Source organism: Lentzea sp. CA-135723 (assembly GCF_050936595.1).
In the GTDB taxonomy this organism is placed as follows: Bacteria; Actinomycetota; Actinomycetes; order Mycobacteriales; family Pseudonocardiaceae; genus Lentzea.
Map to the genome: position 1 here is coordinate 429,287 of NZ_JBNJMK010000002.1, position 17,908 is coordinate 447,194.

The 17,908-nt window shown below is 69.9% G+C and carries 23 protein-coding genes and 1 riboswitch; of the genes, 14 read left to right on the forward strand and 9 right to left on the reverse strand.

Annotated elements, in window-relative coordinates; genetic code table 11:
- The first annotated feature begins 135 nt into the window (after nucleotides 1-135).
- Nucleotides 136-453, forward strand: a complete 318-nt coding sequence (locus tag ACQEU1_RS37980) for a WhiB family transcriptional regulator (protein WP_433213193.1) — start codon at nucleotides 136-138, stop codon at nucleotides 451-453.
- Here the strand turns inward: ACQEU1_RS37980 and ACQEU1_RS37985 are convergent.
- Nucleotides 426-1,157, reverse strand: a complete 732-nt coding sequence (locus tag ACQEU1_RS37985; RefSeq protein ID WP_433216982.1) for a SigB/SigF/SigG family RNA polymerase sigma factor — start codon at nucleotides 1,155-1,157, stop codon at nucleotides 426-428. The two genes, ACQEU1_RS37980 and ACQEU1_RS37985, sit on opposite strands and share 28 nt — an antisense overlap.
- Before the next feature lie 98 nt (nucleotides 1,158-1,255).
- Nucleotides 1,256-1,654, reverse strand: a complete 399-nt coding sequence (locus ACQEU1_RS37990) for an ATP-binding protein (RefSeq protein ID WP_433213196.1) — start codon at nucleotides 1,652-1,654, stop codon at nucleotides 1,256-1,258.
- Between the two features lie 150 nt (nucleotides 1,655-1,804).
- Between ACQEU1_RS37990 and ACQEU1_RS37995 the strand changes: the two genes are divergently transcribed.
- Complete coding sequence (locus ACQEU1_RS37995; protein ID WP_433213199.1) at nucleotides 1,805-2,497, forward strand: ATP-binding protein; 693 nt, start codon at nucleotides 1,805-1,807, stop codon at nucleotides 2,495-2,497.
- Here the strand turns inward: ACQEU1_RS37995 and ACQEU1_RS38000 are convergent.
- Together ACQEU1_RS38000 and ACQEU1_RS38005 are read right to left on the reverse strand one after the other, a co-directional pair.
- Entirely contained in the window at nucleotides 2,460-2,816 is a 357-nt protein-coding gene (locus ACQEU1_RS38000; protein ID WP_433213202.1) for an STAS domain-containing protein, read from the reverse strand. The genes ACQEU1_RS37995 and ACQEU1_RS38000 overlap by 38 nt on opposite strands.
- Nucleotides 2,817-2,959: 143 nt before the next feature.
- Nucleotides 2,960-3,631, reverse strand: a complete 672-nt coding sequence (locus ACQEU1_RS38005) for an ANTAR domain-containing protein (RefSeq protein WP_433213205.1) — start codon at nucleotides 3,629-3,631, stop codon at nucleotides 2,960-2,962.
- 253 nt (nucleotides 3,632-3,884) lie between these two features.
- Between ACQEU1_RS38005 and ACQEU1_RS38010 the strand changes: the two genes are divergently transcribed.
- From ACQEU1_RS38010 to ACQEU1_RS38055, 10 genes are all read left to right on the forward strand, one after another.
- The gene (locus tag ACQEU1_RS38010) at nucleotides 3,885-4,100 is read left to right on the forward strand and encodes a hypothetical protein (RefSeq protein ID WP_382440520.1); all 216 of its coding nucleotides are present in this window, start codon (nucleotides 3,885-3,887) and stop codon (nucleotides 4,098-4,100) included.
- 107 nt (nucleotides 4,101-4,207) lie between these two features.
- Nucleotides 4,208-4,789: a CDP-alcohol phosphatidyltransferase family protein gene (locus tag ACQEU1_RS38015; RefSeq protein WP_433213209.1), complete on the forward strand. Its 582-nt coding sequence runs from the start codon at nucleotides 4,208-4,210 to the stop codon at nucleotides 4,787-4,789.
- Nucleotides 4,790-4,831: 42 nt separating this feature from the next.
- Nucleotides 4,832-5,215, forward strand: a complete 384-nt coding sequence (gene gcvH / locus ACQEU1_RS38020; RefSeq protein ID WP_433213212.1) for a glycine cleavage system protein GcvH — start codon at nucleotides 4,832-4,834, stop codon at nucleotides 5,213-5,215.
- 113 nt (nucleotides 5,216-5,328) lie between these two features.
- Complete coding sequence (gene garA / locus ACQEU1_RS38025) at nucleotides 5,329-5,787, forward strand: glycogen accumulation regulator GarA (protein WP_030476302.1); 459 nt, start codon at nucleotides 5,329-5,331, stop codon at nucleotides 5,785-5,787.
- A gap of 48 nt (nucleotides 5,788-5,835) precedes the next feature.
- Nucleotides 5,836-6,378 (forward strand): transcriptional regulator FtsR, encoded by a 543-nt coding sequence (gene ftsR / locus ACQEU1_RS38030; RefSeq protein WP_433213216.1) that lies wholly within the window; start codon nucleotides 5,836-5,838, stop codon nucleotides 6,376-6,378.
- Nucleotides 6,379-6,502: 124 nt separating this feature from the next.
- Nucleotides 6,503-6,976: a bifunctional nuclease family protein gene (locus ACQEU1_RS38035; RefSeq protein WP_285644641.1), complete on the forward strand. Its 474-nt coding sequence runs from the start codon at nucleotides 6,503-6,505 to the stop codon at nucleotides 6,974-6,976.
- 378 nt (nucleotides 6,977-7,354) lie between these two features.
- Nucleotides 7,355-7,921 (forward strand): MerR family transcriptional regulator, encoded by a 567-nt coding sequence (locus ACQEU1_RS38040; RefSeq protein ID WP_089913860.1) that lies wholly within the window; start codon nucleotides 7,355-7,357, stop codon nucleotides 7,919-7,921.
- A gap of 87 nt (nucleotides 7,922-8,008) precedes the next feature.
- On the forward strand, nucleotides 8,009-8,977 hold the full coding sequence (locus tag ACQEU1_RS38045) for a Clp protease N-terminal domain-containing protein (protein ID WP_433213221.1): 969 nt from the start codon (nucleotides 8,009-8,011) through the stop codon (nucleotides 8,975-8,977).
- 56 nt (nucleotides 8,978-9,033) lie between these two features.
- Nucleotides 9,034-9,129: riboswitch (glycine riboswitch) on the forward strand.
- A gap of 150 nt (nucleotides 9,130-9,279) precedes the next feature.
- Nucleotides 9,280-12,171, forward strand: coding sequence for an aminomethyl-transferring glycine dehydrogenase (gcvP, locus tag ACQEU1_RS38050; RefSeq protein ID WP_433213224.1), 2,892 nt, complete (start codon nucleotides 9,280-9,282; stop codon nucleotides 12,169-12,171).
- Nucleotides 12,172-12,256: 85 nt separating this feature from the next.
- Nucleotides 12,257-12,496 (forward strand): hypothetical protein, encoded by a 240-nt coding sequence (locus ACQEU1_RS38055; RefSeq protein ID WP_433213227.1) that lies wholly within the window; start codon nucleotides 12,257-12,259, stop codon nucleotides 12,494-12,496.
- On the opposite strand, the gene ACQEU1_RS38060 is transcribed toward ACQEU1_RS38055, so the two are convergent.
- Genes ACQEU1_RS38060 through ACQEU1_RS38075 form a run of 4 tightly spaced genes read right to left on the reverse strand, consistent with a single transcriptional unit; the run spans nucleotide 12,493 to nucleotide 14,345 of the window.
- A complete protein-coding gene (locus ACQEU1_RS38060) occupies nucleotides 12,493-12,678 on the reverse strand; it encodes a hypothetical protein (RefSeq protein WP_433213230.1) in 186 nt (61 codons plus the stop codon). The genes ACQEU1_RS38055 and ACQEU1_RS38060 overlap by 4 nt on opposite strands.
- A gap of 13 nt (nucleotides 12,679-12,691) precedes the next feature.
- The gene (locus ACQEU1_RS38065) at nucleotides 12,692-13,294 is read right to left on the reverse strand and encodes a class I SAM-dependent methyltransferase (protein ID WP_433213233.1); all 603 of its coding nucleotides are present in this window, start codon (nucleotides 13,292-13,294) and stop codon (nucleotides 12,692-12,694) included.
- Nucleotides 13,295-13,305: 11 nt separating this feature from the next.
- Complete coding sequence (locus ACQEU1_RS38070) at nucleotides 13,306-13,965, reverse strand: maleylpyruvate isomerase family mycothiol-dependent enzyme (protein ID WP_433213236.1); 660 nt, start codon at nucleotides 13,963-13,965, stop codon at nucleotides 13,306-13,308.
- A gap of 2 nt (nucleotides 13,966-13,967) precedes the next feature.
- Entirely contained in the window at nucleotides 13,968-14,345 is a 378-nt protein-coding gene (locus tag ACQEU1_RS38075) for a DUF3224 domain-containing protein (protein ID WP_433213239.1), read from the reverse strand.
- A gap of 49 nt (nucleotides 14,346-14,394) precedes the next feature.
- Between ACQEU1_RS38075 and ACQEU1_RS38080 the strand changes: the two genes are divergently transcribed.
- Together ACQEU1_RS38080 and ACQEU1_RS38085 are read left to right on the forward strand one after the other, a co-directional pair.
- On the forward strand, nucleotides 14,395-15,366 hold the full coding sequence (locus ACQEU1_RS38080; RefSeq protein ID WP_433213242.1) for a helix-turn-helix transcriptional regulator: 972 nt from the start codon (nucleotides 14,395-14,397) through the stop codon (nucleotides 15,364-15,366).
- On the forward strand, nucleotides 15,354-16,166 hold the full coding sequence (locus ACQEU1_RS38085; protein WP_433213245.1) for an aldo/keto reductase: 813 nt from the start codon (nucleotides 15,354-15,356) through the stop codon (nucleotides 16,164-16,166). Before ACQEU1_RS38080 ends, ACQEU1_RS38085 begins: the two co-directional genes overlap by 13 nt.
- A 12-nt stretch (nucleotides 16,167-16,178) precedes the next feature.
- On the opposite strand, the gene ACQEU1_RS38090 is transcribed toward ACQEU1_RS38085, so the two are convergent.
- The gene (locus ACQEU1_RS38090) at nucleotides 16,179-17,885 is read right to left on the reverse strand and encodes a substrate-binding domain-containing protein (protein ID WP_433213248.1); all 1,707 of its coding nucleotides are present in this window, start codon (nucleotides 17,883-17,885) and stop codon (nucleotides 16,179-16,181) included.
- Nucleotides 17,886-17,908: the final 23 nt, after the last annotated feature.

Genomic DNA, 17,908 nt, shown 5'->3' on the forward strand with positions numbered 1-17,908 from the left:
CACCCAAACCCGGCCACCGCCTCGATGACGTGCACGTGAACGACGCCACCCGAAAGGCTGGAACAGGTTTATCGTCACCCACCCAGAGGTACGCAGAGATCGCAACTCTTTCCCCCTAGTCGCCAGGGAGTCGCGATGACCTGCACCACCCGTCTGCCCAAGCCGGTCACCGACGTCTGGGACTGGCAGATGGACGGCCTCTGCCGGGGCGAGAACAGCGCGATCTTCTTCCACCCCGACAACGAACGGGGCTACGCCAGGGCGGCCAGGGAGGACAGGGCCAAGGCGATCTGCGGCCACTGCCCGGTGCTCGCGCAGTGCCGCGCCCACGCGCTGGAGGCCCAGGAGCCGTACGGCGTGTGGGGCGGCATGGGGGAGGACGAACGGCGCCAGATCGTGGCAGCGTCCCGGCGCCGTGTCCGCGTTCACTCCTCCAGCACGTCCCGCAGCTGACGCAACGTCTTCGCGAGCAATCGCGAGACGTGCATCTGGGAGATGCCGACCTTCTGCGCGATCTGCGTCTGGGTCATGTTGCCGAAGAAGCGCATGATCACGATCTTGCGCTCGCGCTCCGGCAGCTTCTCCAGCAGCGGGTGCAACGCCTCGCGCTGCTCGATCATCGCGATCTCGGGGTCTTCCTCACCGATGGTGGACCCCAGTGAGATCGACGAGTCCTCGCTCATCAGCATGTCGTCCAAAGACGCGCTCTGGTAAGCGTTTCCGGCCGCGAGTCCTTCGTGGATCTCCTCACGCGACAGTCCCAGGTGCTCGGCCAGCTCCGACGGTGTCGGTGCGCGGCCGAGCGATTGCGACAGCCGTGAGGTGCCCGCGTTGATCGCGAGGTGCAGCTCCTTGAGCCGCCTCGGCATCCGCACGGACCAGCTGGAGTCGCGGAAGTACTTCCGCACCTCGCCCATGATCGTCGGCACCGCGAACGACAGGAAGTCGCTGCCGCGCTCGGGGTCGAACCGGTCGACGGCGTTGATCAGGCCGACGGTCGCCACCTGCACGAGGTCCTCGTGCGGCTCGCCGCGGTGCCCGAAGCGCCGCGCGATGTGCTGCGCGACGGGCAGGTGCTCGGTGACGAGCCGGTCCCGCAACGTCTCGCGCGCCGCGCCCGCCTTGGTGGCCGCGAGCTCGGCGAACAACGGGGCCAGGTGGTCGTAGTCACCCGAGCGGGAGGACTTGGTCTCCTCCTGCTTGGACTCCTCCGCGGCCGCCTCTTCGGTCGTGGTGGTCGTCTCGTTCGCCTCGGTCACGCATCCACCGCCCCTGCCGTGGACTTCACCAGGCCGATGTGCACCACGAACCCTTCGTTCTCCTCGACCCTCGTCTGCACGGAGTCGACGAGCGCGGTGAGCACGCGCCACCCGAAGCTGCCCTCGTCCGGCCCGGAGCCGGACTTCGCGGACACCTTCGCCGAGACGTGGACGGCGCCCCTGTCGTCCACCGCGAAGTGACAGCTGAGCACCGCGTCGTGGGCCGCCAGCGTGATCAACGTCGAGCACGTCTCGTCCACGGCGAGCTTCAGGTCCTCGATCGAGTCGAGGTCGAAGTCCTGCCGCATGGCGATGTCCGCCGCGACCGCACGCACGATGGACAGCTGCGTGGGGTCCGCGGCCATCCGAAGCTCGACGCCTGACAGTTGAGTCACAGCCACCTCGTAGTCCGTTCTGCTGAAGGCCGGCATGTCCTGCCGTACCCGAATCGATCTCGTCTTACACGTGCAGTCGTACGTGTAGTCGCGCCCCGCTCAGGGAAATCCACTGCTGGAAGCAGAAGAGGATCATCCGGGAGGAGCGTCGTGCTGGTGCATCAGGACTTCCTCGCTCTCCGCTTCCCGGCGGACGCGCGTGAGGTGGGCCCCGTGAGGCACCGCCTGCGCGACTGGCTGAAGGACAGCGGACTGACCGACGACGAGGCGAGCGACCTCGTCCTCGCGGCCAGCGAGGCGATCAACAACTCCGTCGAGCACGCCTACTCCACCTCGCCGGGTGTCGTCGAGGTGCGGGCCCGCGTGGAACCCGACGGCTCCACCAGCGTGGACGTCAGCGACCGCGGCCAGTGGCGGACACCGCCTCCCGCGCTCACGATGCGCGGCCGGGGACTGCTGCTCATGCGGGAGAGCGTGGACGAGGTCCGGATCGACCGCAGGGCGAGCGGCACGACCGTGCGCCTGCGGCTCGCCCCGGCGACGGGACCGAACCCGCCGGCCGCGATCGCACCCGAGTGCGAGGTGCGAGTCCACGAGTCCTCCTCGGGCGTGGTGGCGGTGATCTGCGGCGACGTCCCGGTGGCAGCCGCCCCGTCGTTGCGCCGCACGCTCACCACGGCGGCGCGGGGCGGAACCGTGCCGCTCACCGTGGACCTCAGCGGCGTCGGTCAGGAGCACGGCGGGGTGGACCTCGCCCTCCAGGACGTCGCGGAGGCGCTGCGTCAGGCAGGCAACCGCCTGAGGATCAGCCCAGAGCCTCGTCCACCGACGAGTGCAGGCTGAAGACCTCACCCAGTCCGGTGGCCTCCAGCGGACGCGTCACGCTCCGCGCGGTCGCCACGACCTTCAGGGTCGCGCTCTGCTGCTGGGCGAGCTTCGCGGCCTCGACGAGAACGGCGAGACCGGCGGAGCCGAGGAACGTCACGCCGGTCATGTCGACGACGAACACGCCGCCGTCACCGAGACCGTTGACCAAGGATTCCCGCAACACGGGCGCCGACACCATGTCGACCTCACCGGACACGGCGAGGACGGTGACTCCGGGCGCCGGCTGCCGCACCTTCAGCTCGATCTGCTCCGCACGTGGGTCCTGCACAGTCACCGAAGTACTCCCTTTCACGGACAGGGAGCCGCCACGCAGCGGCCCCGACGCGGCTGCTGGCTCAACCGCTGCGGCCACCACCGTACGGGAAGTCGCCGCTTTACAGGACAGGTCGAGTGCTCCATACCCGGACAACGGTTGGTTCAAACGCGGAGAGCCTCCCACAGTTTCCGCGCGACCCCGAACGCGTCCTCTGGCGGGTCGGCGACCTCCTCGGCGCTGTCCTCCAGCGTCCCGCCGACCACCAGGACCAGCGCCGTCGCCAGATCGCGGAGCTTCACGTTGGCGTGCTGGCTCGTCCGCACGAGCAGCTCGAACGCCTCGCCGGGCGCGCACGGCCGTGCGCCCATCACGAGCCCTTTCGCCTGCTCGATGTACCGGCGGTGCTGGAGCATCCGCACCATCTGGTCCGCGCGCAGCACCTCGCCCGCGCAGAACTCGACCACCGACGCGGCCGTCGCGACGAGCGGTTCCATCTCCTCGATCGCCTGCAGGTCGGCGGGCCGGGGCCGGTGGTCCAGGTAGACCGTCAGCACCACCGGCCCGCTGTCGCCCCAGCTGCCCGGCACCGCCACCACCTGCAGACCACCGGTCTCGCCCGAGACCTGCCGCTCGTCGCGGGAGGCCTCGACGAGCGGCCCCGCGCCGGCGTCCAGCTGGGCCTGGTCGAGCTCGGCCGCGACGCCGACCGACCGCAGCCGGCGCACACCCGGCCAGACGCTCAGACCCACCCCGCGACAACCGTCCACTTGGGAGCTCAGGTGGGTCATCAAGCGGCTGAGCAGCTCTTCTCCGAACTTCACCTGGGAATCCACGGGTCGAGGTTAGGCCGGGCAGAAGACGAGCACGAGCCGTGCGGTCATCGGCGAACGACGAACGGTTGCGCAGGCAAGGACCAGAAGATCCGTTCCGCTTCGGGCCCGAACAGCTCGGCGCGCCGAACGACCCACCCAACGCTTAGGGCCCAAAACACACACGTGTTCTGAACCACAGTCCGACAGAATTCGTTTCCAGGGATAACGCCGGAGCCCCGGTACGCGACATCCCTGGTGTCACGGAGGGACAGAGATGAGAACCGCCATGGAGACCCACCCGAAGCAGGACGAGGAGTCCGACTCAAGCCTGCCCACCACGCCGTGCAGCGTGGTGTGGAGCCGGGGTCACGCCTACGTGCTCGAGGGTTTCCGCGCCCGCTGGGTCGGCCGGGACGACCGGGGCCGCCCGCACGCCATCACCGGTGCCGAGATGCAGCGCCGAGGCTGGACGTTCACCCGCACGGCCTGAGAAGCACCCGCGAGAACGCAGAACGACCGCACCCCCGCAACCAGTCGCACCGCGTGCCGTGACGCCATCCGGCAGCCCTTGCGCAGTCACTCGTTTAGAGTGCGGGTGTGCGTGATCCGGCTGATCGCCTGCTGACGATTCCGAACCTGCTCAGCGTGTTGCGGCTGGCCGGTGTTCCGCTCTTCCTGTACCTGTTGCTCGGACCCCGCGCGGACGGCTGGGCGCTGCTCGTCCTCGTCTTCGCGGGGCTGTCCGACTGGCTGGACGGCAAGCTCGCGCGCTGGCTCAACCAGATGAGCAGGCTGGGCGCGCTGCTGGACCCCGCCGCGGACCGCCTCTACGTGTTCTGCACGCTGCTGGCGTTCGTCATCAGGGACATCGTGCCGCTCTGGGTCGCCCTCGTGCTCGTGGGCAGGGAGATCGTGGTCGGCCTCTGCCTGCTCGTGCTGCGGCAACGCGGCTGGGGCCCGTTCGAGGTCACCTACCTGGGCAAGGCCGCGACCTTCAACCTGCTGTACGCGTTCCCCCTGCTGCTGCTCGCGCAGGGCGACTCCGGCTGGGCGCAGGCCGCGCAGCCGATCGCCTACGCGTTCACGGCCTGGGGCGGAGCGCTCTACCTGTGGTCGGCGCTGCTGTACGTCTACCAGTTCTTCCTGGCCCTGCGGGTCACACCTCGCACGGTCGCGTGAAAAGATCACCCCATACAGGTTCAGCACGAGGAGCGCAGTCAGTTGATTCCCGAGGAGCTTCGCTACACCGAGGAGCACGAGTGGATCGCCAGCACAGGCGAGAACACCGTGCGCGTCGGCATCACCGACTACGCCCAGGAACAGCTCGGTGACGTCGTCTTCGTCCAGCTGCCCGAGGTCGGTCACACCGTCTCGGCGGGTGACACGTTCGGTGAGGTCGAGTCGACCAAGAGCGTGTCTGACCTCTACTCACCGCTCGACGGCGAGGTCGTCGCGATCAACGACGCGTTGGTCCAGTCGCCCGACGCCGTCAACACCGACCCGTACGGCGAAGGCTGGATGGTCGAGATCCGGCTCAACGACGCCGACGCGCTCGAAGGACTGCTGGACGCGGACGGGTACAAGGCGTTGGTGGAGAAGGAGTGACGTCGATCTTTCGCCGGATCTTCGGCCGGAAGGGGAGCCGCGCTGAAGGCGGTGACCCCAACGCGATAGGTTTTACCGGAAGTGACGGATCCAGCAGCAGGAGGAGAGCTCAGGTGAGCACGAACGACGGCCCAGGCGTTCCGCCGGAGCAGTCCCCGGAGCGGACCTCCGTCTTCCGGGCGGACTTCCTCCAGGAGATGGAAGGCGGCGCCGAGGCGCCCGCACAGGAGCCGGCCGTTGCCGGTGTTGACGCCCTTCCCGCCGGTTCCGCGCTGCTCGTGGTCAAGCGCGGTCCGAACGCCGGATCCCGGTTCCTGCTGGACCGAGACACGACGAGCGCCGGGCGCCACCCCGACAGCGACATCTTCCTGGACGACGTGACGGTCTCGCGCCGGCACGCCGAGTTCCGCCGGGAGAGCGGCGAGTTCGTCGTCATCGACGTCGGCAGCCTCAACGGCACCTACGTCAACCGGGAGCCGGTCGACCAGGCCGTTCTCGCGAACGGTGACGAGGTGCAGATCGGCAAGTTCCGTCTCGTCTTCCTGACGGGTCCCGGCTCCGCGGGAGCCTGACGCGTGACGGCCGGGCGGCCACAACGCGGGGGCTCGAGCATCGGGGCTGTGCTCGCGCAGCTCCGTCCCGAGTTCCCCGACGTCACCATCTCCAAGATCCGCTTCCTGGAAGCGGAGGGGCTGGTCCGCCCGGCACGCACCGCCTCCGGCTACCGCCAGTTCAGCGTGGCGGACGTCGAGAGGTTGCGGTTCGTGCTGTCCGCACAACGGGACAGGTACTTACCGCTCAAGGTGATCCGCGAGCAGCTCGACGCCGTCCCCGACGGCACGACCGCCGTGACGCGGATAGAACTGCTGGCCCAGACCGGTTTCACCGCGGAACAGCTGTCCCAGCTGGAACGCGACGGTCTGCTGCGCCCCGGCCCCGGTGGCCGGTTCACCACCGACGACATCACCGCGCTCCGCACGATCCGGACGATGACCGGGCTCGGCGTCGAGCGCGAACACCTGCGCGCGGTCCGCGCTGCGGCGGACCACGAGGTGGTTCTGCTCAACTCTTTCTCAGATCCTGAGACGGTTCGGGAATTGGCTGACCTCTTCACCTCGTTGCACACGTTGTTGGTGAGAGCGGGTCTGCGGCAATCATCTTGATCACGTTCTGCCCGCAACGATTGAGCACACGGCCCGCTTGGCGGGTAGCGTCGAACGCATACGCCGGGGGATGCTCGGAGACGAACCGGGTACTCCCCAACGAGTCAGAGGGAGGCGAGACCCGATGAGTGAGATGCGCGTCGTGGGCGTCCGGGTGGAGCTGCCCCAGAACCAGCCGATCCTCCTGCTGCGGGAAACCGAGGGCGAGCGGTACCTGCCGATCTGGATCGGGTCCGTCGAGGCCACGGCGATCGCGCTCGAGCAGCAGGGCGTCCGTCCTGCCCGCCCGCTGACCCACGACCTGCTCAAGGACGTCATCGGAGCGTTGGGCCGCAACCTCGAACAGGTCAGGATCACCGACCTGCAGGAGGGCACGTTCTTCGCCGAGCTCGTGTTCGACGGCGACGTGCGGGTGTCCGCGCGGCCGTCCGACTCGGTGGCGCTGGCGCTGCGGGTGGGCGTGCCCATCCACGCCGACGAGGCCGTGCTCGCCGAGGCCGGGTTGATCATCCCGGACGAGCAGGAGGACGAGGTCGAGAAGTTCCGCGAGTTCCTCGACTCGGTCTCCCCGGAGGACTTCCGCGGAGCGGACACGTAGGCACTGCTGCGGCGCGGACACGTGGGCGCCGTCGCGAGGCAGAGTTCCGTGCGACGCCTGTGGCGCCTGTGAGTGAGTTTCGGGGCGTCGCACTCTGTCTCGTTAGGGCTTTCGAACGTTCGTTTGGACGTCGCTCGATCGGACTACTTTAGGTCGTTTTTCTCGCTAAACGATCACTAAACGTCACCTGAAACGCCTAGTTCGGGTGACGGTGTGACTCTCTACCTGAGGTTGAGGGTTGCAACTCCCCGCGCGTCGCGTTGACCTGCCCTCGGACCGGTCTTACCGTCGAACTCGAGTGGACGTCGCCGGTTCACGTGAGTGGACGAGGCGGCTTGACGGTCATGAGTTTCGTGGCCGTTCCGAGGGGAGGCAGGCGTGGTCGAGGAAGCGCCCTTGAGGGCCGAATCCGGGCTGCAGGGTGAACTGTTCCCGGACTCCTCGCTGCCGGACGAGCTCGTCGGTTACCGAGGGCCCGCGGCGTGCCAGATCGCGGGCATCACGTACCGGCAGCTCGACTACTGGGCACGGACCGGGCTGGTCGCGCCGACGGTGCGGATGGCGCACGGGTCGGGCAGCCAGCGGCTGTACTCGTTCAAGGACATCCTGGTGCTCAAGGTCGTGAAGCGGCTGCTGGACACCGGGGTCTCGTTGCAGAACATCAGGGTCGCGGTCGACCACCTGCGCCGCCGCGGCGTGCAGGACCTGGCGAAGATCACGCTCTTCTCCGACGGCACCACCGTCTACGAGTGCACCTCGCCGGAGGAGGTCGTCGATCTGCTGCAGGGCGGTCAGGGCGTGTTCGGCATCGCGGTGAGCGGTGCGATGCGCGAGATCTCCGGCACGATCCACGAGTTCCCGGCCGAACGTGCGGACGGCGTCGAGATCGCGCCGATGACCGAGGACGAGCTGACCCGCCGCCGTCGCGAGCGCGCCACCGGCTGACCGGCCCGGTGAACGTGGCCGACTGGCCGTCCCGAGTGGCCGGTCGGCAGCAGCGCCGCGACCCCCTTCGTCCCTAGCGTTTCCGGCATGACGCACACCCCTTCAGCGCAGGTGGTCAAGGTCCTGGCCGCGGCCGTGCAGCGCGCCTTCCGGCTGGAGTTCGGCTTCGTCGGCACCGAGAACCTGCTGATCTCCCTGGTCGACACCATCGGCCCCGGCCGCAAGCTCGGCACGACCTCGCTGACGGCACAGGCGATGGCCAGGGGCACCGACCACTGGGCCGGTGACGACGGGGGTGTCGTCGCCGAGTCCCACCCGGACGTCACGGCGCTGATGAGCGCCGCCCACCACCACGCCCGCGTCGACACCGTCCTGCCCGTGAGCCAGGCGCTGGAGACCTGCCTGCGGGCCGCCGTGGCGCAGGCGGGCGACGGCGTGCTGACGACGACACACCTCGCGCTGGCGCTGCTGTCGCTCGACTCCGGGAGGGTCGCCGACCTGATGTTCCTGCACGGTGTGGACGTGGAGGAGACCGCCGCAGCCGTGCGGGCCGACACCACGCGGAAGTACGCCGAGGTCGAGGAGGCACCTGCCGTCTGGTTGCTGCGCAAGGCCGGAGCGCTGGAGGGGGAGTCCGGCGGCGGGTACGTGCGCTGGCTGACCAAGCTCGTGTCGCGCGGCCAGGGACTCGGTGGTCCGGTGCTGACCGCCGTGCGCAACGAGGCCGACCGCCTCGCCGTCGCCGGGCGCCGGGACGTGTCGTCTCGCGACCTGGTGGAGGCCGTGCTCACGCTCGACCACCAGTTGACGGTCGCGGGGCGCAGGCTCAAGCCCGAGTTCGAGTCGGGTGGGGCGGCGGCCCTGCGCGCAGCCGGCGTGGACAGCACGTCCCTGCCCGCCGGAGGCGCCGTCGAACGGGCGATGGAACGCGCGAAGCTCGTCGCGGCCCGCAGCGGTGACCAGATCGTGGGCACCCGGCACCTGCTCGTGGCGGTGCGCGACGACCCCGCCGACCCGGTGGCCGGAGTGCTCGCCGGTCTTCGTGCTGAGACGTAGGTCGCGTCCCTAGCGACTACCCGGGCTGCCTGCGGGTATTCTTCTCGGGTAGTCGCTGAACTCAGGCGGGAGAGCCCGGGCCCCGAGCCCGGCGCCGAAGGAGCAAGTCCCTCCCCGGGAACCTCTCAGGCATCCAGGACCGCCAGAGCGAGACGCCTCTGGAAAGTGGACTCCCGCAAGGGATTCCCGCCGACGGTGAAAGCCCATCAGTGATGGGTGAACCTCTCAGGCGCCCCTCGGGGTACGGACAGAGCGGGGAGGGCACAGGACACGTGTGCCCTCAAGCCACCCGGAGGCGTTTGATGACGCAGGACCGCATTCCGCTCGCCGCTCTCGAGCACGGCACCCCGTTCGCCGACCGCCACGTCGGTCCCCGGCCCGCCGAGCTCGCGCGCATCCTCGACGTCATCGGCGTCGGATCGCTGGAGGAACTGGCGCAGCACGCGGTTCCGTCGTCCATCCACGAACGCGACCTCGTGCTGGACCTGCCCGTCCCGGCCACCGAGACCGAGGCGCTCGCCGAGCTGCGCGAGCTCGCGTCGCAGAACCGGCCGATGACGCAGATGATCGGCCTCGGCTACTACGACACCGTGACGCCGGGCGTGATCCTGCGCAACGTGCTGGAAAGCCCGGCCTGGTACACGGCCTACACGCCGTACCAGCCGGAGATCTCGCAGGGCCGTCTCGAGGCGCTGCTGAACTTCCAGACCATGGTCGGCGACCTGACGGGCCTGCCGGTCGCGAACGCGTCCATGCTGGACGAGTCGACCGCCGCCGCCGAGGCGATGACGCTGGTGCGCCGCGCGGGCAAGTCCAAGTCGAACAAGTTCGTCATCGACGCCGACACGCTGCCGCAGACGCTCGCCGTGATCGAGACGCGCGCCGAGCCGCTCGGCATCGAGATCGTCGTCGCCGACCTGTCGCAGGGCATCGAGGGCCTCGGCCTCGGCGGTGACTTCTACGGCGTGCTGCTGTCGTACCCCGGCGCGTCCGGTGTGGTGCGCGACCAGAAGGCGTTGATCGAGGAGATCCACGCCGCGGGCGCCCAGGCCGTCGTCGTCGCCGACCTGCTCGCGCTGACGCTGCTGCGCGCGCCGGGCGAGATCGGCGCGGACGTCGTCGTCGGCACCACCCAGCGCTTCGGCGTGCCGATCGGCTTCGGCGGCCCGCACGCCGGCTACATGGCCGTCCGGTCCGGTCTGGAGCGTCAGCTGCCCGGCCGTCTCGTCGGCGTCTCCGTCGACTCGGACGGCTCGCTGGCCTACCGCCTCGCGTTGCAGACCCGCGAGCAGCACATCCGCCGCGAGAAGGCCACGTCCAACATCTGCACCGCGCAGGTGCTGCTGGCCGTGATCGCCTCCATGTACGCCGTCTACCACGGTCCCGAGGGCCTGCGCGGCATCGCGACCCGCGTGCACCGCATGGCCACCGTGCTCGCCACGGGCCTGTGCGAGGCCGGTCTGGACGTCGTGCACGGCGAGTTCTTCGACACCGTCGAGGTCCGCGTCGAAGGCCGTGCCGCCGCTGTCGTCGCGAAGGCCCGTGAGGCCGGCATCAACCTGCGTCTGGTCGACGAGGACGTCGTCGCCATCGCGTGCGACGAGAAGACGACGCGCGCGCACATCATCGCCGTGTGGAACGCCTTCGGTGTCACGAAGGCCGATGTGGACGCGATCGACGCCGACACCGCCGACGGCATCCCGGCCGACCTGCGCCGCACGTCCGACTACCTGACCCACCCGGTCTTCCACGCGCACCGCTCGGAGACCGCGCTGCTGCGCTACCTGCGGGCGTTGTCCGACAAGGACGTCGCGCTCGACCGCAGCATGATCCCGCTCGGCTCCTGCACGATGAAGCTGAACGCCACCGCGGAGATGGAGCCGGTCACCTGGCCGGAGTTCTCCGGCCTGCACCCGTTCGCGCCCGTCGAGGACGCCCGCGGCATGCTGAAGATCGTGTCCGACCTGGAGGCCTGGCTCGCCGAGGTCACCGGCTACGACGCGGTGTCGTTGCAGCCCAACGCCGGCTCGCAGGGCGAGTTCGCGGGCCTGCTCGCGATCCGCGCCTACCACCGCGCCAACGGCAACGCCGACCGGGACGTCTGCCTGATCCCGTCGTCCGCGCACGGCACCAACGCCGCGTCCGCCGTCATGGCCGGCATGCGCGTCGTCGTCGTGAAGTGCGACGACAAGGGCAACATCGACATGGGCCACCTGCGCGCCACGGTCGAGGAGCACGCTTCCGACCTCGCCGCGATCATGATCACCTACCCGTCGACCCACGGTGTGTACGAGGACACCGTCCGCGAGGTCTGCGGCCTGGTCCACGACGCGGGCGGCCAGGTGTACGTCGACGGCGCGAACCTCAACGCGCTGATCGGCCTGGCCCGCTACGGCAAGTTCGGCTCGGACGTCTCGCACCTGAACCTGCACAAGACGTTCTGCATCCCGCACGGCGGCGGCGGCCCCGGCGTCGGCCCGATCGGTGTGAAGTCCCACCTCGCGCCGTTCCTGCCGAACCACCCGCTGCAGCCCACCGCGGGCCCGGCCACCGGCGTCGGCCCGATCTCCGCGGCCCCGTGGGGTTCCGCGTCGATCCTGCCGATCTCGTGGGCCTACGTGCGCATGATGGGCGGCGACGGCCTGCGCCGCGCGACCCTGACGGCCGTGGCCGCCGCGAACTACGTCGCCCGGAGGCTGGACGAGCACTACCCGGTCCTCTACACCGGCGAGGGCGGCTTCGTGGCCCACGAGTGCATCCTCGACCTGCGCCCGATCACCAAGGCCACCGGCGTCACCGTCGACGACGTGGCCAAGCGCCTCGCCGACTACGGCCTGCACGCCCCGACCATGTCGTTCCCGGTCGCCGGCACCCTGATGGTCGAGCCCACCGAGTCCGAGGACCTGGCCGAGATCGACAGGTTCATCGACGCGATGATCGCCATCAAGGGCGAGATCGACAAGGTCGGCGCGGGCGAGTGGTCCGTCGAGGACAACCCGCTGCGCAACGCCCCGCACACCGCCGCGTGCGTGACCGTCGGCGAGTGGAACCACCCGTACAGCCGTGAGGTGGCCGTCTACCCGGCCGGCACCGCGGCCCCGAAGATCTGGCCGCCGGTCCGCCGCATCGACGGCGCGAAGGGCGACCGCAACCTGGTCTGCTCCTGCCCGCCGCTCGACGCGTACAGCAGCTGATCCGAACGGTGAAAGGGGGCGCGCCCGAAAAGGCGCGCCCCTTCGTCGTCGCACGGCATGATCCCGGTGAGGGGTGGTGCTGCGGATGAGCGGCTGGGCGGTGTTCGCGCTGATCGCCGGACTGGTGCTGATGTTCGGTGCGGTCTGGGGCGGCTGGGTCCTGCTGGGCAACGCCCTCGCGTGGGTCAGCTGCGTGGGATGGGGGATCGCCTGGTTCGCGACCGGTGCCGGCTGGGTCGGCGAGGCGATGTTCGTGGCCGCGCTGGTGAGCGTCTTCGGCTTCCTGCTGATGTTCGCGGGCGTCGGGTACGGCCGCTGGCGTTAGCTCACGCCGACGGGGCAGGCCTCGTCGCCGCAGTTCTCGTCCACGCTCAGCCCCGGCTTGTCCAGGTCGTGCTCGAACGCGAAGTGGAAGCAGTCGGGGTGCATCCGCTCGAACAGCTCGAAGTCCTCGCGGTCCAGTTCGACCGTCTCACCGCAACGCTGGCACGTCTGCTCTTCTGACACGCCGCAGATCGTCTCACCCCCGCGCGAACAGCACCGCGCCGTCCTCGCCCAGCAGCCACCGGGCCTCGACCACGAACCCCGCCTCCCGCAGCCACCCCGCGACCCGCTCCGGCGGTCGCAGGTGGACGTTCACCCGCATCGGATGCCCGCCGTAGCCCGACGTCTTGAGGTTCGTGCGGTCGCCGACGTGGAAACCGACCTGCACCAGCCCGCCCGGCACCACCGCCTCCCGGAAGTGCCCGAACACCACCGGCACCAGCTCGTCCGGCACGTGGATCAGCGACCACCAGCAGAGGACGCCGCCGAGCCCGCCGGGCAGCGGGTCGGTCATCGAGCCCACCTCGAACCGCAGCCCCGGATGCGCGGACCTGGCCAGCTCGACCATCGCGGGGGAGAGGTCGATCCCGGACGCGTCCACGCCCAGCGCGGCCAACCGTGCCGTGATGTCGCCGGGGCCGCAGCCGACGTCGGCGACCGGCCCGCTCACCTCCTCCGCGAACAGCCGCAACGCCGCTCGCAGGTGCGGCAGGCCGTCGAGCAGCCCGCGGGTCTGGTCGGCGTAGCTCGCCGCCACCGTGTCGTAGGAGTCGCGCGTGTCCGTCAGCCAGTCGCTCACGACGGCCGAAGCTACTCGGTGAACGGCTCCGGGCGGTGCCGTCCGAACAGGGCCAGCGACGAGATCCACACGTCCGGATCGCCGTCCCAGTCCAGTGCCTTGATCTGGTCCGCGGACCGGCGCCCGCCGATCGCCCGCATCAGCTCGAACGACGTCGTCCGCACCGTCCCTGCCGGTTCGCCGTGGCCGAGCACCCGGTCGCCGTGCTCCAGGGTGATCCGCAACGCCGGCACGCCGTTCTCCCGCATCCGCTGGTCGAGCTGCTGCAACGGCTTCACCAGCGCCGCCCGCACCTCGACCCCGGACCGGTCTCCGGGAACGCCCAGCGCCGCGCGCAGGTCGTGCTCGTGCGCGATCACCTCGGACACCAGGATCGGACCGAGAGGCGTGTCGAACAGGGGCGCGGCCAGCCGCAGGTTCACGTCCCACTCGGCGAACGCGTCGTCCAGGGAGTTGTCGCGGCGGTCGCGCACCTGCCGTTCGCCCCACTCGCCCGACTCGACGCCGTCGAACCGGCGGTCCGCGAAGTCGCGCAGACCGCCGGCGAGGTGCGCCACCACGTCCTTGACGGACCAGCCGGGCGTCGCCGCCACGGGTGTCTGCGGATCGGCGCCGGTGACCAGCGTGGTGATCCGCTGCTTGGCCGCGTCGTAGATGGGGGCGTTGGTCATGGTCAGACCTCGTACTCCAGGGTGTAGGTGCCGCTGCCATCCTCCGCCCAGTCCACCGTCACCGCACCTTTCGCGTTGAGGAACTCGCCGGTGCCGTCGACGATCTCGGTGGCACCCTCCACAGCGGACCGGTAGGCGCCGACGTGCCGCAGCACCAGCGTTCCGCCGCCGGTCGTGATCTCCTCCAGCGCCGTCGTCCACGCGACGTCCTCGCCGTAGTACATGAGGTAGCGGCAGCTGCCGACGCCGCTGATGTCGCCGCCGTAGGTGAACTCGACGTGCGCCTCGGTGAGCTTGCGCCCCTCGACGTCCTTGTAGGACCGGCCGTCCCAGGTGTTCTCGTCCCAGCTCTTCACCGCGATGGTTCCTGTTGCCTTCATGCGGACCACTCTGCTGGTAATTCCTGACAGATCGTGTCAGGTTCATTCCATGAAATCCGGCAGGCTCATCCAGGTGCTGCTGCTCCTGCAGGCGCGGGGCCGCATGACGGCCGACGAGCTCGCGGCGGAGCTGGAGGTCTCGCCGCGCACGATCTACCGCGACGTCGAGTCGCTGAACGCCGCCGGCATCCCGATCTACTCCGACCGCGGCCCTGCGGGCGGCTACCAGCTCGTCGACGGCTACCGCACCCGGCTGACCGGCCTCACCACCGACGAGGCGCAGTCGTTGTTCCTCGCGGGCCTGCCGGGACCGGCGGAGGCGCTGGGCCTCAAGGAGTTCGCGGCCGCGGCCCAGCTCAAGCTCCTCGCCGCGCTGCCCACCGAGCTGAGGTCCAAGGCCGAGCAGATCCGCCGGCGCTTCCACCTCGACACCCCGACGTGGTTCCGCGGCGACGAACCCACCGAGCACCTCGCCACCATCGCCGACGCCGTGTGGGAGCAGCGCCGCGTCCGGATGACCTACCTGCGGTGGGGGAACCAGGCCGTCGACCGCGAGGTCGACCCGTACGGGCTCGTGCTCAAGGCGGGCACCTGGTACTTCGTCGGCAGCGGCCGCACCTACCGCGTCTCCCGCGTGCTCACCCTGCAGGTCACCGCGGACACGTTCGACCGCCCGGAGGACTTCGACCTGGCGCGGTTCTGGGCGGAGTGGTCCGAGCAGTTCGAGGCCCGCATGTACGGCGACCGCGTCACCGTCCGGATGACGCGAGCAGGCCTCGACAAGACGCAGTACCTGCTGAGCGGGTACCAGGCCCGCGTCATTCGAGACGCCGATCCGCGACCCGGCGAGGAGTTCGGCTTCCCGACCGAATCGCTCCGGCACGCCGTCGCTGACCTGCTCAAATTCGGCGCCGACGTGGAAGTGCTGGCACCGGACGAACTCCGGCGCGAACTGGTCGCGACAATCAAGGCGATGCACGACGTCTACAACGGTGCGAAGCTACCCGCATGGTTCCGCTGATCTCGTTGAACAACGGAGTACGGATCCCTCAACTCGGCTTCGGCGTCTACCAGGTGCCGGAGGACCAGGTGGCCGGTGCGGTCACGACGGCGATCGAGGCCGGTTACCGCAGCATCGACACCGCGGCGGCGTACGGCAACGAGTCCGGAGTCGGCGACGCCATCGCCGGCGTCCCCGACCTGTTCATCACGACCAAGCTGTGGAACTCCGACCAGGGCCACGATGCGACGCTGCGCGCGTTCGACGAGAGCACGCGCCGGCTGCGCCGGGACGTCCTCGACCTCTACCTCATCCACTGGCCCGCCCCGAAGCGCGACCTCTACGCCGACACGTGGCGCGCGTTGGAACGCCTCTACGCCGACGGCCGGGTGCGCGCGATCGGCGTGTCCAACTTCCACACCGCGCACCTGCAGCGCCTGTTCGACGAGTTCCCGACCACCCCGGCGGTGAACCAGATCGAGCTGCACCCGTTGCTGCAACAGGAAGAGATGCGCAAGGTCCACGTCACGCACAAGATCGTCACCGAGGCGTGGTCACCGCTCGGCCAGGGCACGCTGCTGCGCGAACCGGACATCGCGGGCCTCGCCGAGAAGTACGGCAAGACCGCCGCCCAGATCGTGCTGCGCTGGCACGTGCAGCTCGGCAACGTCGTGATCCCGAAGTCCGTCACCCCGTACCGGATCAAGGAGAACTTCGACATCTTCGACTTCGAGCTGGCCGCCGACGACATGCTGGTGATCAGCGAGCTCGACCGCGGCACCCGCACGGGTCCCGATCCCGACCGCTTCAACGCCGCCTGAGGCGGGCGGCGCTCAGGCCTTGGTCGACAGGACCTGGCCGAGCGCCGCCTCCACGCCGTTCTCGTTCTCCACCACGGAAACCGAGCCGCCGGTCGTCTGCGCGATGTCGGTCAGCGCGTTCTTGTCGACGTCGCCGCCGATCGCGATGAAGCTGATCGCCAGGTCCGTTCCGTGCAGCTGGCCCTTCAACGCCGCCAGGTCGATGCCGCCGTCGGACCTGCCGTCGGTGATCACCACGACCCGGTTCACGCGTCCCGCCACGAACCCGTCGTGCGCTGTCTCGTAGCAGGCGGCCAAAGCGCTGTAGAGCTGCGAACCCTCGGACGTCTTCAGCCCTTCGATCGCCCGCTTCAACGCGTCGCGCTTGTCGGCCACGGGACCGGTCGCGACGAGCTGCTTGTGCGGCTTCGAGCCGTCCAGGTCGCGGGCGAACTCCCACAGCCCGAACGACCCGGACACCGCCCGGTCGACCTGGCCGCGCAACGCCGCCTTCACCTTGTCCAGCCTGGGTTTCATCGACGTCGACACGTCCGCCAGCACCGTGACGACCTGCCCGCCGCGGTCCGCCGACGCCCACGCCGACGAGATCTGCTGCGTGGTCGTCGCGTCCGCGCCGACCAGGTTCTCGGTGACCTGCGACCAGGCCACGCCGGGCGACGGCGACGGACGGTCCTGAGTGGACTCCACCCGCAACCCGCCTGCCGCCAGGATCTTCTGCTGCTCCGGCTCGATCATGAAGTCCCGGAACGCCTGCGCCGCACGCACTTCCGCCTCGCCGACCTCGGGCCCGCCGAGCGCGACGTACGGGAAGTCCGCCACCGGCGCCGGTCCGGCCGGCAGCACGCCGGCCAACGGCTTCGACGGCGCGTCCTTGCCCGTGTTGTGCCTGAACAGGTCCACTTCGGACACCGGCGTCACGGAGAAGCCCGCCGCGTTCACCGTCGCGCTGTCACCCAGGCGCCCCAACGCGTCGCGCGTCGTCGGCGGCACCTCCGGCGGCACGGCGGCCGCGAGCTTCGTCAGCGCGGACTTCGCCGCGTCCGACCCGAGCGACTCGGCCGTCACGGGGCCCTTGCCCCCCGCCAGCGCGGCCTGGATCGCGAGCGCGGAGGCCGTGTTCGCCGCCGGGTCGGGCATGGCGACGCTGAACCGGCCCCAGGGCTGCCCGAACTTGGTCCAGTCGGTCACCTGGGGCATGTCCGACCAGCGGAAGTCCTTCAGCACGGGTGCGGCGGCCTCGGGGGCGGCGAGCAGCACCGGTGACGTGCCGACGGACTTCGGCGCCGCGCCCACCAGCTTCGCGTCCAACGCCGTCAGCCGGTTCGCCCACAGCGTCGAGTCGGGCAGCCACGCGTGCGGGCGCTTGCCGAGCTTGTTCTCGTCCCAGGACGTCGTCAGGCCTTCGAGCACGGCCGAGGAGTCGGCGGACGTGACCTCGATCGCGATGCAGTGGTCGTAGACGACGGGCCGGGTCGCGCTGTAGGCCCGCGCGACGTCGCGGACGGCCTCGGCGACGCTGGGCGTCACTGCCACCCGCAGCACGGAGTCGCCCTCGCTGCAGTTCTGGGCCAGCGCCTGCGAGCGCTTGTCGAGGACGTCGCCGGCCCACGACAGGGCGAGCCAGCTGAGGCCTAGCAGCACCACGAGCACGACGATGAGCACGGGCCATTTGGCGATTCCGCGCTTCACCTTCGCCCGCAGAGTGCGGTGTCGAGACATCGATCCCTCACAACTACTCAGCG